The sequence below is a fragment of the Mesorhizobium sp. M1322 genome (assembly GCF_040318085.1).
Classification (GTDB): Bacteria; Pseudomonadota; Alphaproteobacteria; order Rhizobiales; family Rhizobiaceae; genus Mesorhizobium.
Genome location: NZ_JAMYLP010000017.1, coordinates 21,701 through 37,480 on the forward strand (window position 1 = coordinate 21,701; position 15,780 = coordinate 37,480).

The 15,780-nt window shown below is 61.4% G+C and carries 12 protein-coding genes; 9 read left to right on the forward strand and 3 right to left on the reverse strand.

Translation table 11 applies throughout. The annotated features are described in order from the left end of the window. Nucleotides 1-6: 6 nt before the first annotated feature. Both NKH12_RS09175 and NKH12_RS09180 read right to left on the reverse strand, forming a co-directional pair. Entirely contained in the window at nucleotides 7-1,791 is a 1,785-nt protein-coding gene (locus tag NKH12_RS09175) for a pilus assembly protein TadG-related protein (RefSeq protein ID WP_352952811.1), read from the reverse strand. Beyond that, nucleotides 1,792-2,226 carry a TadE/TadG family type IV pilus assembly protein gene (locus tag NKH12_RS09180; RefSeq protein WP_352952858.1) on the reverse strand — a complete coding sequence of 145 codons (435 nt, stop codon included), beginning with the start codon at nucleotides 2,224-2,226 and terminating at the stop codon, nucleotides 1,792-1,794. A gap of 416 nt (nucleotides 2,227-2,642) precedes the next feature. Here NKH12_RS09180 and NKH12_RS09185 point away from each other — a divergent pair, with 416 nt between their 5' ends. From NKH12_RS09185 to NKH12_RS09225, 9 genes are all read left to right on the forward strand, one after another. Beyond that, nucleotides 2,643-4,235, forward strand: coding sequence for a peptide ABC transporter substrate-binding protein (locus NKH12_RS09185; protein ID WP_352952812.1), 1,593 nt, complete (start codon nucleotides 2,643-2,645; stop codon nucleotides 4,233-4,235). Nucleotides 4,236-4,490: 255 nt separating this feature from the next. Further along, nucleotides 4,491-5,414 carry an ABC transporter permease subunit gene (locus tag NKH12_RS09190; RefSeq protein WP_352952813.1) on the forward strand — a complete coding sequence of 308 codons (924 nt, stop codon included), beginning with the start codon at nucleotides 4,491-4,493 and terminating at the stop codon, nucleotides 5,412-5,414. Further along, the gene (locus NKH12_RS09195; RefSeq protein ID WP_352952814.1) at nucleotides 5,407-6,528 is read left to right on the forward strand and encodes an ABC transporter permease; all 1,122 of its coding nucleotides are present in this window, start codon (nucleotides 5,407-5,409) and stop codon (nucleotides 6,526-6,528) included. Before NKH12_RS09190 ends, NKH12_RS09195 begins: the two co-directional genes overlap by 8 nt. Before the next feature lies 1 nt (nucleotide 6,529). After that, nucleotides 6,530-8,149 carry an ABC transporter ATP-binding protein gene (locus NKH12_RS09200; RefSeq protein ID WP_352952815.1) on the forward strand — a complete coding sequence of 540 codons (1,620 nt, stop codon included), beginning with the start codon at nucleotides 6,530-6,532 and terminating at the stop codon, nucleotides 8,147-8,149. 128 nt (nucleotides 8,150-8,277) lie between these two features. Further along, nucleotides 8,278-9,183, forward strand: a complete 906-nt coding sequence (locus NKH12_RS09205; RefSeq protein WP_352952816.1) for an alpha/beta hydrolase — start codon at nucleotides 8,278-8,280, stop codon at nucleotides 9,181-9,183. 232 nt (nucleotides 9,184-9,415) lie between these two features. Beyond that, nucleotides 9,416-10,987 (forward strand): DUF6600 domain-containing protein, encoded by a 1,572-nt coding sequence (locus tag NKH12_RS09210; RefSeq protein ID WP_352952817.1) that lies wholly within the window; start codon nucleotides 9,416-9,418, stop codon nucleotides 10,985-10,987. Nucleotides 10,988-11,481: 494 nt separating this feature from the next. After that, complete coding sequence (locus NKH12_RS09215; protein WP_352952818.1) at nucleotides 11,482-12,162, forward strand: HAD family acid phosphatase; 681 nt, start codon at nucleotides 11,482-11,484, stop codon at nucleotides 12,160-12,162. Between the two features lie 768 nt (nucleotides 12,163-12,930). Next, nucleotides 12,931-13,098 (forward strand): YjiS-like domain-containing protein, encoded by a 168-nt coding sequence (locus NKH12_RS09220; protein WP_280951078.1) that lies wholly within the window; start codon nucleotides 12,931-12,933, stop codon nucleotides 13,096-13,098. Nucleotides 13,099-13,101: 3 nt separating this feature from the next. Continuing rightward, on the forward strand, nucleotides 13,102-14,808 hold the full coding sequence (locus tag NKH12_RS09225; RefSeq protein ID WP_352952819.1) for a tetratricopeptide repeat protein: 1,707 nt from the start codon (nucleotides 13,102-13,104) through the stop codon (nucleotides 14,806-14,808). Nucleotides 14,809-15,032: 224 nt separating this feature from the next. On the opposite strand, the gene NKH12_RS09230 is transcribed toward NKH12_RS09225, so the two are convergent. Next, a complete protein-coding gene (locus NKH12_RS09230; protein WP_352952820.1) occupies nucleotides 15,033-15,743 on the reverse strand; it encodes a response regulator in 711 nt (236 codons plus the stop codon). Nucleotides 15,744-15,780: the final 37 nt, after the last annotated feature.

Genomic DNA, 15,780 nt, shown 5'->3' on the forward strand with positions numbered 1-15,780 from the left:
GTCAGCTCATTGAACGAGCACGGAGCGCCCGCAAGTCGCGCCCATGACCCGGACATCGGCTTCGCCGACGCGGACGCCCAGTGCCGCAAGCACGTTGTAAACCAATTCGTCGACAGGCGCCGTCACGCCGTTCAGCAGCGCCACCACTGCCGGCTTCACCGTTCCAAGCAAGGCGGTTACATCAAGCCCGAGGCCCAGCGCACTGACCGATAGCGACAAATTGTTGACCAGCGACGTGGTGAGAGATTGCGTCAGGTTTTTCGTGGAGGCGGTCTTTATCGTCTTGTTTGCGATTTCGGTGCTGTTGAAGGTTAATATCGTCGGATCGTTGTTGGCGATCTCAACGGCTGCAGAACCATTCACGCCGATCAGATTGAGGGTGAGAAACAGAAGCCTCACGCTGACCTGCGCGATTTCGGCATTTTGAAATGACTGTGGGTTGCTGAAATCGGCGAAGGCGGAGGGGCTGTTGTCGGCATCGCTGGCGCCAAGGTGCAGCGAGGCAAGGCCCGGACGTGCGGCAATGGTAACCTTCAAACTGTCGGGGCGCCCCGTCGGGCAGCTGATGTCGGTCAGCGTGGCTTCGGCAGAGGCCACCTCGACATGCAGCGGCAGTTTGACGGCCAGCAGGCTGATGCCACCACCGAGATTGGCATTGCTGCCGCCGACGGACGCCACCAGCTTGATCCGCGTCTGTGCCGTGCGCACCACAGCGCCCTTCTCGCCGATTGTCAGCCATGGCGAGAATTGCGCAGGTTCGCCGATGGCGATGGCAAGCGTGGTCGAGGTAAGCCCCGGAATGGTGGCTCCGAGATTGAGCGCGACCTGCTTCGAACCGTTGGCCAGTGCGGCGGCGGAGGTCAGCATTCCCATGGCGTTAGCGTCGACCGAAAAACCGGCCGACTTTTGCCCGAGGCCCAATTGGCCCATTGATCCAAGGTCGACAAGATGATTGAGCGGTATCTTGACCGTGTTGGTGGTCCTTGACGCGATTGTCTGCAAGGCAAGCTTGCTGGTGCTGCCAACGGGTGAAACATCAGCCATGGCGGTCGCTATCTGACCCACCGTCGCTTTCGAAGCCAGCACCTCCGAATAGCTGACACCTGTCAGTTGCAACTGGACGGCAAGCGCGTCGAAGAACGAAAGCAGGTTGACGTCGGCAGCGATCAGCGCGTTGTAGTCCATGACGCTGAGCGAGATGTTGCCGCCCAGGAGCCCGCTGAGAAGCGAGTTCAGGATGCCGCCATTGACGCTGAGAAGCCTGGACCCGACCGAGAACATCGCCTGCGGCGCTACGCTAGCAACGGCATCGGTGCCGATGACCGGCGTAGGGATAAGCGAACTTGCGAAATAGCGGGCAGGAATCTTTTTCAGCGTGACGTGGACGGCATTGTAGGGCGTCTTGCCGGCCTCGAAGCGCTTGTCGACGCCGAGCGACGACTCTGGTGAATATCGGCCGGCGGTGACTGACACGACGGTTTTCCCGAGGGCAGGGGCGATCGTCTGCCCTGCCTTCTGGACAACGATACCCGGCATTCCGTTGTCGCCGAGCGTGGTCACCACCGCGGCCTCAATGTTGTTGATGTTGGAGGCGGCGGTGATTGCCGCAAGATCGACCAGCGACTGAGCCTCCCGGCGCTCCACATAGATCGAGCCTTCATCGATGGCGAAGGCGGCCAGCGCCAGCGCGAACGGTGCGCATAGCGCCGTCATGACGGTGAAGTTCGCATTCAGGTCGCCAAGCATCGAGTGGGCGACCCGGCCGATCCTCCCCGGCAAAGTTTCCGACATTCAGATGCCTCCGACCCGTATTGTCGACTCGCGTGAGATCGTGGTTCCAGGCATGGGCAGCGTCGGGAACAGATTCCAGACCGGCAAGTTACGGGCATCGTATTGGATGGACACGACGAACTGGTTTCCGTCGGCTGTGCTGTCCTTTGCCTGATAGGTCAGCTTGGTGGAATCGACGAAGGGATATCCGCCGGCATTGGTGTTGACGAAACTGGTCACCAGCGCCTGGCGCTCGCCCTCATTCAGCCCGGCTATCGCCGTGCGGGCGGCGTCCGCTGCGATTTGCTGTACAGAGTTGCTTGCACCAAAATAGATACCGTACGCAACCATTCCGAGCAAAATTAAGATAAAAATGGGCGAAAGCAGCGCAAACTCGATGGCGGAAGTTCCGGACTGGTCTCTAAACTGGCGAAATTTGAGTGTTAACCGGTGCATTTTACGCCGCTGTATAGAGATTGTCTCAGTTTCTATCCTGTCCATGTCCTTCGCCCATCGAGACATCTCGAAGCTCGCGCAAGAAGTAACCCATGGTTGCTTAAAGACGGCTTAAGACATTTCGACAAAGTGGAATCGACGACAGGTTTCTTGCCAGAACGAGTGCTTGAAGTGTGGGAAACGGAGGCAAGCCCATCGTTTCGACTGCTGTTCTGGCGGCCGCGAAGTGGCTGTCAGCGCGCCTTACTTAGGGTGACCTCACGAGTCTGTTGAAATAAAAAATTGCCACGTTACTGTTTGGCCACCAGCTGCCGGAGAGGGAACCGGCGGCGCGCTCAAAGGGGCCATCTAATCGGTTTCGGGGCGTCAACACTCAAGAGGCGTAGCTGAAGGGCCGCCTCGACAGGGAGAACTTCATGCTGAAAAACATGCTGAAGGCGACGGTGTTCGCCACAACCATGGCCTTGGCTGCCGGCACGTTCTACACGCCGGCTTTCGCCGAGGTCGTTTATAACCGCGGCACCGCCGCCGAATCGGAGTCGCTCGACCCGCACAAGACCTCGACAATCTACGAAGCAAATATTTTGCGTGACCTGTTCCAGGGGCTGACCATGCAGGACGCAAAGGCGAACCTCATCCCGGGCGCCGCCGAAAGCTGGACAGTATCGGACGACGGCACCGTCTACACCTTCAAGCTGCGCAAGGGCGCCGTCTGGTCGGATGGCGCTCCGGTCACGGCAGATGACTTCGTCTACGCTTTCCAACGGCTGGAAGATCCGGCCACCGGCGCCGAATACGCTTCGATGCTCTATCCCGTGAAGAATGCCGAGGAGGTGAACACCAAGAAGGCGAAGCCCGAGGAGATGGGCGTCAAGGCAATCGACGCAAACACACTGGAAGTGACGCTGAAGGCGCCCACGCCCTATTTCCTCGAAATGCTGACCCACCAGGCGGCCTATCCGGTCAGCAAGGCCTCCATTGACAAGCTCGGCGCCGATTGGATCAAACCGGGCAATTTGGTCTCCAACGGCGCCTTTACACTGGTGGAGTGGGTTCCCAACGACCACATCAAACTGGTCAAGAATCCGAAATTCTGGGATGCTGCAAGCGTCAAGCTCGACGTCGTCAACTACATCCCGACCGAAGATCGTTCGTCGGCGATGAAGCGCTTCGAGGCCGGCGAACTCGACAGCTACGACGACCTCCCGACCGAGCAGCTCGCCGACCTCAAGGCCAAATTTGGCGATCAGATTCGCGTCGGGCCTTACCTCGGCACCTACTATTTTGCGATCAAAACCGACAAGGCCCCGTGGGACAACGTCGAACTGCGCAATGCCATATCCATGGCAGTCGACCGCGATTTCCTTGCCGAAAAGGTCTGGCAAAACTCAATGCTGCCCGGCTATTCGATGGTGCCTCCAGGCATTGAGGGCTATACGCCGGCAATGGCCAAATACGCGGACATGTCGCAGATCGACCGCGAGGATGAGGCCAAGAAGGTACTCGAGAAGCTTGGCTATACGCCCGAGAAACCGCTGAAGATGGAAATCCGCTACAACACGTCGGAAAACCACAAGAACACTGCGGTCGCCATCCAGGAGCAGTTGAAGCCGCTCGGCGTCGAAGTCACGCTGCTCAATACCGACACCAAGACCCACTACTCCTTCCTTGAGCAGAAGGGCGACTATGACGTGGCGCGTGCCGGCTGGATTGCGGATTACAAGGATCCGGAAACCTTCCTCGGCATCTCCCGCAAGGCAAGCGGCAACAACTATTCGGGCTACAACAGCCCGGACTTCGAGAAGGCCATGGACGAGGCTGCCGCCGCCGGCGGCAAGCCCGAAGAGCGCATGAAGCAACTCGCTGAGGCGGAGCGCATTCTCGTCGATGAGGTCGGCAACATCCCGCTCCTCTACTACAGCTACAAGGATATCGTTTCCCCGAAGCTTCATGGCTTTGAGGACAACGTCATGGACGTGCATCCGTCCCGCTTCATCTCCAAGGACTGATCTCCTTGGCCGGACTGCCGCTCCTCTACAGCGCCGCGCGTCCTTTGGGACGCGCACAGGGCGCTGTGATTTACGCCTGATCCTTTCCGAACTTCGGTTCGGGGTCATGCGTCAGGGGCGGCGGTTCCGGTTTGCCATCGCATCGGCCCGAAAATCGGAATCGATTTTCGGGAAGCACGATGCGAAGATTGAAACGCTAGAGCGTACTTTGTGCGTCCAAGTGGACGCACGTCGCTCTAGGTCCGCGGGGAACCGATGCTACGTTACGTATTCCGGCGGCTCCTGACCGCCATCCCGACGCTGTTCGTCATCGTAACCATGGCGTTCTTCCTGATACGCGTCGCCCCGGGCGGCCCGTTCAACCAGGAGCGGGGCCTGAGCCCCGAGATCAAGGCCAATCTTGAAGCGCAGTTCGGCCTCAACGACCCGCTCTGGCTGCAATATGTCCACTATCTCGGCAATCTGCTGCGCGGCAATTTCGGTCCGAGCTACAACATGCCGGATTTCACCGTCACCGAATTATTTGCCAGGGGCCTGCCCGTTTCGATCCAGATCGGCGCCTCGGCCCTGATCCTGGCGCTGCTGCTTGGCGGCCTCCTCGGCACCATTGCCGCGCTCAACCAGAACAAGCTTGCCGACTACTCGGTGATTGCGCTGGCTGCCGCCGGCAGCACCATTCCGACCTTCGTCATTGCGCCGGTGATCCAGCTTTTGTTCGGTCTGACCTGGAAGCTGCTGCCGATCGGCGGCTGGGGCGATGGCGCCCTGCTCAACAAGGTCGGGCCTGTGCTGACGCTCGCCTTGCCGCAGATCGCCATCGTCGCCCGCCTGATGCGCGGCTCGACGATCGAATCGTTGCGCTCGCACCACATCCGCACCGCACGCGCGCTCGGCCTGTCCGACTGGTCGGTGGTCGTCAAGCATGCGCTGCGCGGCGCCATTTTGCCGATCGTCTCGTTCACAGGCCCGGCGGCGGCGGCACTGCTCACCGGCTCGATCATCGTCGAGACGATCTTCGCCGTTCCCGGCATCGGCCGCTATTTCGTCGAGGCCGCACTCAACCGCGACTACACGCTGGTCATGGGCACCGTGGTGGTGATCGCGCTGTTCACCATCGTCTTCAACCTGATCGTCGACGTCATGTATGCCTTCGTTGATCCGAGGGTGCGCTATGACTGATATCGCAGCCACCGCTCCGGCCGTCGTCGGCCGCTCCCTGTGGGGCGATGCCTGGGCGCGCCTCAAGGCCAACCGCGCCGCCATGTTCAGCCTGTATTATCTTGCTTTCATCGCGATCCTCAGCGTGTTCGGACCCTCTTTGGTGCCGCATCGATACACCACCATCTACGCTGACTATGTGCGCACACCGCCGAGCTTCTCGGCCTATCCGAGGGCCGACAAGATAGAAACCGCGCTCAATGAGGCGATCAAGCGCATGCGTGTCGACATCAAGGAGTGGCGGCAGGAAGACGATCGCATCTTCGTCACCGTCACATCGCCCAAGCCGATCGATGACCGCAATGTCCGCTACCTCGACCGTTCCGATGCCTTCGACAACACGAAGATAGAGAGCAAATCGCCTGACGGCCTTGAGGCGGTGATGAGCGCTTCGATCAGGCAGCAATATTTTCTGTTCGGCACCGACAATACCGGCCGCGATCTCCTGTCGCGGACGCTGATGGCCGGGCGCATCTCACTGGCCATCGGCCTGCTCGCTGGGGTCGTCGCGGGCGTCATAGGCGTGCTCTACGGCGCTACGGCCGGCCTTGCCGGTGGCAAGGTCGACGAGGTCATGATGCGCATTGTCGATGTGCTTTATTCGCTGCCGTTCATCTTCTTCGTCATCATGCTGGTGGTGTTCTTCGGCCGGAACTTCGTGCTGATGTTCCTGGCGGTCGGCGCCGTGCTGTGGCTCGACATGGCGCGTATCGTGCGCGGTCAGGCGCTGTCGATCCGGCGGCAGGAATACGTCCAGGCGGCGGAGGCGATGGGCGTCGGCCAACGCGGCATCCTGATCCGCCACGTCATTCCCAACCTGCTTGGCCCGGTGGTCATCTACATGACGCTGCTGGTGCCGCATGTCATCATCCTGGAGAGTTTCCTGTCCTTCCTCGGGCTCGGCGTCCAGGAACCGATGACCAGCTGGGGCGTGCTGATCTCGACCGGCGCCAAGAACATCGGCACCGCCAACTGGCTGCTCTTGTTCCCTGCTTTCTTTCTCGTCTCGACGCTGTTCGCGCTGAATTTCGTCGGCGACGGCCTGCGCGATGCGCTCGACCCCAGGGATCGTTGAGATGGTCGCTTCCGAAACGATCCTCAGCGTCAAGGACCTTCGGGTCCGCTTCCGAACGCTCGATGGCGTGGTCGAAGCCGTCAAAGGCATCAACATCCACGTCAATGCAGGCGAAACCGTTGCCGTGGTCGGCGAATCAGGTTCCGGCAAGAGCCAGACGATGATGGCGGCGATGAGCCTGCTGGCCTCGAACGGCGAGGCGACAGGCGTCGTCGACTATCGCGGCCGCAACCTTTTGACCCTAAGCAAGTCCGAGCTCAATCAGATCCGCGGCCGCAAGATCAGCATGATCTTCCAGGAGCCAATGACGTCGCTCGATCCGCTCTATTCGATCGGCAACCAGCTGATCGAACCGATCCGCCGGCATCGTGGGCTTGGCGCCGCCGAGGCACGCGAAGAGGCGCTCAAGCTCTTGCGGCTGGTCCATATTCCCGATCCCGAGCGGCGGATGAAATCCTATCCGCACGAAATGTCGGGTGGTCAGCGACAGCGGGTGATGATCGCCATGGCGCTGGCCAACGATCCCGACATACTGATCGCGGACGAGCCGACGACGGCGCTCGACGTGACAATCCAGGCGCAGATTCTCATGCTGCTCGCCGAACTGCAGCGCAAGCTCGGCATGGCGATCGTCTTCATCACCCACGATCTCGGCATTGTCCGGCGCTTTGCCGACCGCGTCTATGTCATGCGCTACGGCGAAGTCGTCGAGGAGGGCGAGGCGGAAGCGATCTTCGTCAACCCGCAGCATGCCTATACCAAGATGCTGCTGGCCGCCGAGCCGACCGGAACCAAGGCGCCGCCGCCGCCGAACGCACCCGTTCTGCTCGAAGGCAGGAATGTCGAAGTGACCTTCAAGATCGGCGGCGGGTTTCTTGCCGGAGAGCCGCTGATCCTGCGCGCGGTCGATCACATTTCGATCCGGCTGAAACGAAATCAGACTATCGGCATCGTTGGCGAATCGGGTTCGGGAAAGTCGACGCTCGGCCGGGCCTTGCTGCGGCTGCTGCCTAGCGATGGCCTCATCCGCTTCGGCGATCGCGATATTTCCGCCGCCGACCGTCAGGCCATGCGGCCGTTGCGGCGTGAATTGCAGCTCGTCTTCCAGGACCCATTCGGTTCGCTGTCGCCGCGCATGACCGTTGGCCAAGTCATCACCGAAGGACTTCTGGTGCATGAGCCGACCCTGTCGGGCAGGCAACGCGATCTGCGCGCAGTCGAGGCCTTACGCGAGGTCGGGCTCGATCCGAATGCGCGCAATCGCTACCCGCACGAATTCTCCGGCGGCCAGCGCCAGCGCATCGCCATCGCGCGTGCGATGATCCTCAAGCCCAAGGTGGTCGTCCTCGACGAGCCGACCTCGGCACTCGACCGCTCCGTCCAGAAACAGATCGTCGAACTGCTGCGCAAGCTGCAGGCGGACAATGAACTGTCCTACCTGTTCATCAGCCACGATCTCGCCGTCGTGCGCGCCATGGCCGACTACATCATCGTCATGAAGCAGGGCAAGATCGTCGAGGAAGGGCCGACCGAGGCAATCTTCAGCAATCCGCAGGCTACCTACACGCAGACGCTGATGGCCGCGGCCATCGACGTCACACGGTTTCGCTTGAGCGCGTAGCGCGGCCGCTCAGGGGGCGGATGGTGGTTGAAAGGCACGTCCCTCGGTATCCTATATCAAAGAAACGCACGAGGCAGCGCTGAAGCGCGAGGCCGAAACGGAAGCTCAGGCTATCCTAGGGAAGCAAAATGAGCGATGTGGACGAACACCTCGATCTGACGGAGATCAACGCCGTCCGCAGCTTGTTGACGTCAAAGCCACGACCGGTGGGCTGGGCCGAACGCCGGGCACGGCTCGACGAGGTTGGTTCGGCGTGGCCGATTGCGGACGACATCCGATGCGAGAATGCGGTTTTCGATGGCCTCGAGGGCGAGTGGTCGCTGGCGCCTGAGAGTGACAGGGATAAGGTTCTGCTCTTTTTCCACGGTGGTGGCTACTGCTCCGGCTCTGTCAAAAGTCATCGTCGAATGGTGACCGAGGCAGGGCGAACAATGAGAATGCGCACCCTCGCGATCGACTATCGACGCGCACCGGAACATCCTTTCCCTGCGCAACATGAAGACGCACTCACCGCATGGCGCTTTCTGAGCCGGCAAGGGATCGCGCCGGATCGCATCGTGGTTGGCGGAGACAGTGCGGGCGGCAATCTCACCCTGTGCCTGGTCAGTATATTGTGCGCGGCAGGGGAGCGGTTGCCGCGATGCCTTTGGCTGGTTTCCCCCTGGACGGACCTTTCGATGTCCGGCGCGACACTATCAACTAAGGACGCGATCGACCCTATCGTCCACCGGGCGTATTTGGAGGAACTGGCAACCGCCTATGTTCCCCTTGGCGTCAGTCGGCGCGATCCCCTGATCTCGCCGTTGTTCGCCGATCTGAGCGGATTTCCCCCAATGCTGGTACAAGTCGGTTCGGCCGAGACGCTGTTGTCGGACGCAACTCGGCTCGCGGAAGCCGCTGGCGCGGCTGACGTCAAAGTACGTCTCGAAGTTTGGCCGCATATGATTCACGCCTGGCCGGTTTGGAATGCAGGATTGAGTGCCGGTTGGCGCGCTCTTCACAGCGCGGGCATGTTTGTCCGCGAATATATATGACCCTCGGGTGAGGTAGTTGCTGGGCAGTTTTTCCTTTCAGGAAGAACCAATTTCGGCCCGAGGCTGCAAGGCAGCAATGCGCGATGTGTGCCGTTTGCGCTGATAAGGGTGGCATACCATCATGTGATGCCAAGCCGGTGTGTGCAGATGCGGGCAACATTAGCAAGTGGAACAATCCGACAGCCGGCGAGTTTCCAAGAGGAAGGGCGATCTGTTTCGGAGGAAGACCATAATGAAACGCGTCCTTGCACAAAATGCGATACGACTGATGCTGGGCGGGGTGACCGCCTGTTTGCTTACGGTAGTCGAGATTCCCACCCCGGTTGCGCCATTGTCGCTTGTGTCCGAGGCGAGGGCCGCCACCGACGTTTCCATTTCGATCAGCACATTCTACGATGACCTGTCTTCCCACGGTGATTGGGTTTCCTACGAGGGAGCGACCGTTTTCGTCCCAGTTGCTGTAGCTGACGACTGGCGTCCGTATACTCTTGGACACTGGGTCTATACCGAGCAGTATGGCTGGCTCTGGGTGTCCGACGAGCCGTTCGGCTGGGCGACTTACCATTACGGCCGGTGGGGCTATGCCGACGACATCGGCTGGTATTGGGTTCCCGGCACTCGTTGGGCGCCAGCATGGGTGAGCTGGCGCCGCGAAAGGGAGCACATCATCTGGGCTCCACTGCCGCCGCGCCGCGATCCCGATTTGATTTCGATCGAGGTGACCTTCGACGCCACGCCGGATTTTTACTGGGTCGTGGTCCCCACCCGCGAATTCCTTGCTGAGGACATTTCTGTCGTCGTTATCCGTGACGAGCCGGAGTTTGTGCGCATTGTCGAAGCGGCCGAGCCGGCCGGCGATGTGACGATCCAGAACAACGTGGTGATCAACAAAGTCATTGATGTCAATGTGATCGAGAAGGAGACGAACCAGCAGGTGACTGTCGTCGAGGTCAGCGAGACCGAGACGCCCGAGCAGGCCGGAAAATTGGAAAACAATACGGTCACAGTCTTTGAAGGTGAAGTGAAAGCCGATGCAGATGCCAAACCAGCTGAGCTCAAAGACATCGAGGAGGTGAAGCAGGTTCAGGCAGGCCGGAAATCGAAGCCGACCGAAGGCGCAGCAACGACCGAACAGGCGCCGGCGACCGACGAACAGGTTGAGCCGGAAGAGACCGCCAAGCCTGAGAAGCCGACGAGCGAGGAGCAACCGGCCGCCGAGCAGCAGCAGGCCGAACCGGACCAGGCGGCCAAGCCTGAGAAGTCGACGACAGAGGAGCAACCCGCCGCCGAGCAGAAGCAGGCCGAGCCGGAAGAGACCGCCAAACCTGAGAAGCCGAAGGTCAAGGAGCAGCCCGCCGCCGAGCAGCAGCAGGCCGAACCGGACCAGGCGGCCAAACCTGAGAAGCCGAAGGCCAAGGAGCAGCCCGCCGCCGAGCAGCAGGCCGAGCCGGAACAGGCTGCCAAGCCTGAGAAGCCGAAGGCCAAGGAGCAGCCCGCCGCCGAGCAGCAGGCCGAGCCCGAGCAGGCGGCCAAACCTGAGAAGCGGAAGGCCAAGGAGCAGCCCGCTGCCGAGCAGCAGGCCGAGCCGGAACAGGCGGCCAAGCCTGAGAAGCCGAAGGCCAAGGAGCAGCCCGCTGCCGAGCAGCAGGCCGAGCCGGAACAGGCGGCCAAGCCTGAGAAGCCGAAGGCCGAGGAGCAGCCCGCCGCTGAGCAGCAGCAGGCCGAGCCTGAGCAGGCGGCCAAGCCCAAACCACAGAAGCAAGAAAACAAAGCGTGCGATCCGCAGACTGGGGCGAACTGCTAGGTGTGCGGGTACAGACTACGGCACCGCGGTCCTTCCACCGCGGTGCCCGCTGAACGGCAACGCGCGCCAAAGCTGCGAACCCTCGCCATGCGGATGATCGCGTCCTTGACGGCTCGGTGCGCCGGCTGAACGGCAATCGGCGGTGATTGGGCAGTCATTTCGCGGAATATCGCGCTATCCAACCTTCTCCGGTGCGCCCACCAGTCCGGAGCATCCATTGCGAGCACCTCTTCGGAGGGGTCTAACCATCTCGCCGTCGGTACCCCGAACCTGTCTTCAAGAGCGTTGGTGTAGTTCTCGCGAGGTCAACTTCTAGCGTTCACCTCAAGCACCCCGAAAAACCGCTATTGGGGCACTTGCCGACATCGCTCAGTTTCGAGGACCTGTGGTTTGCCTCGCTTGACAGAGCACTCTCGCGACCGCAAGGTCTCGTGATGCAGACGATTGGTTGGAATAGAATTGCGCGTGGTGCGGCCGTCGGGGCAATCCTGCTGATGACTGGCACAAATGTGCCTGGGTCGGCGCGTGCCGACGGCTCACTCCTTCTCACGAGCCCGTCTCAGCCAGCCAATGTCGGCGACGCGATGCTGGCGGCCGCCGCTTATCATGATTCCGGCGCATATGATCGCGACCTTGCCGCCGTGGCGAAGCAGGCTGGCGATTGGGTCGTCAAGCGCGCAATGGAGGTGCCTCGCCCCGCACTGGTGCTCGATATCGACGAGACGGCTTTGGCCAACTGGGAAGTGATCATACGTGACAATTTCGGCCGCCCGATCGGCGGCGCCTGCGACATCGCAATCGACGGTCCCTGTGGCTGGGCCGCCTGGGACCAACTCGCGAAGGATCCGGCCATCGACCCTGTGCTGCAGGTCTTCCGGCAGGCGCGAACGGCGAAAGTCGCAGTATTCTTCATCACCGGACGTCCGGAGGACCAGCGTCAGGCGACCGAACAGAACCTGCAATCGGCGGGCTATGCCGGCTATGAGCAACTTTATATGGTCCAGCCGGGCGCCAAATATGGTTCCGCCGCTGATTTCAAGGCACCCGTAAGAGCCGAAATCGAAAAGGCCGGCTACACGATCATTGCCAATGTCGGTGACCAGCCATCCGACCTGTTCGGGGGACACGCCGAGAAGCTGTTCCTGCTGCCGAATCCGTTCTACAGGGTTCGCTGACGACGTGTACGGCGCAAAACCCGGACGCTAGGCTCCTTGCCGTGCAACCATCTGCGCTGCCCAACGAAATGCACGCTAACTTCGCAGCATCACTGGGGAAGATCCAGAATTGGCGCATTGTTGCCGTTTCGGAAGGCAGCAGATAATCGGCGATTAGATCGGTAGGCGGGCTGCCTTATCTCTGGGGCCGTTCCGGGCCTGAACAGCACGGAGCTAATTCGCAGAATTTTGCCGTAGCAGAAGTTTCGGCGGATCGCCTGGAAAGGCAAATCATCGACTTCAAAGGGCAGGGCGCCGGCGATGCCTCCTCCAGCTTCAACCTGCCTTAGACGTTTTGGGTGACGCTATGGCCGAGACCGTAGTCGTCATCCACTCGCCTTCTAGCATCCCACCCAAAGGGCGCGCTGGCTGAATTCTGCCACGTCCTGAAGCTCGGCGGGCGGCAGGTGTGAGACTCCGCTCCCCGAGCACTCTGCAAAGGCATCTTGTCGGACTGAGGGGCTGGCTCCCGGTGCCGCCATCTGACGCGCGAGCCAACGTGGCTGATCGCGGACGCCGGTTTCACTATCGAGCGCTAAGAAAGAAGGCGGTTTCCCGCGCGACTCCGGCAGCTCGGAATTCACACCGCGCGGGAGCGCTCCCCGGCGCTGAAACAAACGAAACACTTCGCGTTCGGCGCGGAAAAACGCCTGAAACAGGGATGGTTTAAATGCAATGGCAACCGCTGCATCCCGCGGCGCCAATCAATGGAGTGTTGCAATGTCGATAATGCGAGCAGCTTACCGCTCTTTCCGGGACTACCGGGTTCACCGTATGGCGGAACGGACTCTGGCGGCAATGGACGATGCCTTCTTGAGGGACATCGGGATCAGCCGGTCCGAAATTGGTTTGGTGGTCCGCGGCTTGAAGCGCGGCCAAGAAGACAAGGCGGGCTGAACCATGAAGCTTTCATTTAGGCTCCCGCTGCTGGCCTGTGCGAGCGCGGCCGCCCTTCTGGCGGCGCCCGCCGCCAATGCCCATGAAACGGGCGTTCCGCATCGCCAGGCCAAGGCGGCGGTTGGAGAGGATTCGACAAGCGTCCCGCTGTTCGAAAACCTCGGCAGTCATTCCTACCCTGTCACCACCGCCAACCCGCTGGCGCAGGCCTATTTCAATCAGGGTCTGCGCTGGGCGTGGGCATTCAACCACGCCGAAGCGCAACGCGCTTTCAGGGCCGCGCAGAAGCTGGACCCGACCTGCGCCATGTGTTTCTGGGGCGAGGCCTACGTGCTCGGCCCCAACATCAACGCCGGCATGGGCCAGGAGGCGGCCGCGAACGCCGCCGAAGCCGTCGCGCAGGCGCGCAAGCTAGCGCACCTTGCCACCAGCCGGGAAAAGGACCTCATCGCCGCGCTCTCCAAGCGCTACAGCGCCGATACTTCGGCCGACCAGGGCGCCCTGAACCAGGCCTATGCCGCGGCGATGGCGGAACTGGCAGACCGCCATCCGCAGGACGACGAAATCGCCACGCTCTACGCTGACGCGATTATGAACCTGACGCCCTGGGACTACTGGCTTGACGGCGGAGCAACGCCAAAGCCGGACACGGCCAAGCTTGTGGCTTCGTTGGAGCGGGTGCTGGCGCGCAATTCGGATCATGCCGGCGCGATCCATCTCTATATCCATGCCGTCGAAGCGTCCACGACGCCGGAAAGGGCCGAAGCCCATGCCGACCGGCTTGCCGCCCTCATGCCAGGCGCCGGACACATCGTGCACATGCCAGCGCACATCTATCACCAGGTCGGCCGGTGGATCGACAGCCTGGAAATCAACCGCGAGGCGGTGGCAGCGGACGAGGCCTATTTCGAGCGCGTCGGCATAGCGCCGGAGAGCACGCCCGGTGTCTACACGGACGGCTATTATCCGCACAACCTGCATTTCCTGATGACTTCCGCACAGATGGCGGGCGACGTCGAGGCAATCGCCGAGGCGGCCAAAAAGCTCGAATCCCTTGTCTCCGACACCATGGCCAGAAAGGTGGCCGGGCTGCAGCCGATCAAGGCGGCTCCCTATTTCGCGCACGCCCAGTACAGCGGTCCCGAGGTCATACTCGCGCTGCCGCTGCCGGCAAACGCCCTGCCTTACGTCGAGGCAACCTGGCGATATGCGCGGGGCGTCGCCTTCGCCGCAAAGGGTGCGAGCGAGGCGGCGCGCGCCGAGACCGCCGCAATCCGCAAGCTCGCTGCCGACACCGATTTTTCCACGGAGACGGCGGGAGGACTTCCGGCGCCGGACCTGCTGGAATTGAGCGCGCTGATCGTGGAGGCTCGCATTGCCCAGCACCAGGGCAACCTGCGGGAAGCGCGCAATAAGCTTGAGGCAGCGGTCGCGATCGAGGACGGGCTTGCCTATATGGAACCGGCGTACTGGTATTATCCGGTCCGACAGACCCTCGGCGCGGTCAACATTGCCATGGGCGAGCACGAGGCGGCGGCGGCAGCCTTCGAGCACGTCCTGGAGCAGACGCCGAACAACGCCTGGGCGTTGTGGGGCCTGCGCCAGGTGTTCCGCCGGACCGGCAGGACAGCGGACGCCGAAGAGATGGATGCGCGCTTCAAGGCCGCGTGGGTGGGAGCGCCGGATTTTCTCGGCATCGAACGTCTCTGACCCGCGCTCAAGGTGCAGCCTGACGGCTGCGGCACACAATCCAGGTGTCGAGAAGGCCGGCTTGGCCAACACGCCCCTCAGCGCCCACAGGTGAGAGTGGAAGCCCAGGGCAACGCAGCTGCATTCCCGAAACTCAGAAGTTCGAGCGGGGCCATTCGCCTGGATCACAAGGTCGCAATACCTCAACCGCAAGGGATGAGGCGCTGGTCCACCGTGCGGCGCTCTCAGGAGTAGAGGTAACCCATGCCGCGGATCGTCCTGATCACCTCCGGCTTGGAGGGATCGACCTCGATTTTCTTCCGCAGGCGCGAAACGCGAATGTCGATACTACGATCGAAGGGATCCCATCCGCGGTCATGGGCGAGTTCGAGCAGTTGATCGCGGTTGAGCACTCGTCCGCGATGTTCGCTGAATACTTTCAGAAGCCGGAACTCCATCGCGGTGATCGCAATTTCGGCCCCCTCGGCGTTGTATAATTTGTGTTCGTCCGCGTCGAAGCGGCACTTGCCGAACTGGATCTGGAGAGGGTCCGGAGTACTCGCTTTCTCCGCAGCTCGTTCGCTCGCCGACGTCCTGCGCAGCACGGCCTTTACCCGCGCCAGCAGCTCCCGCAAGTCCACGGGCTTCGCGACATAGTCGTCGGCGCCAATCTCCAATCCGACAACGCGGTCGACGATTTCCGTCGATCCGGTCAGCATGATAATGGCAACGTCTGAGTGCTCTCGTAGATATCGCGCCAGGGAGAGGCCATCCTCGCCTGGCATTCGGATATCCAATATGACCACATCGACGTGCTGGCGATTAATAAGTTCACGCAGGGCAGGCCCCGCGTTGGCCGTCGTCACGGCATAGCCATGATGCTCCAGATACTCCGCCACCGTGTCGCGGATATCCGGTTCGTCATCGCAGACAACTATATGTGCGTGCGTCGTCAAAATCGACCACCGAGCAACTAGCCTAATGGATAAGCTG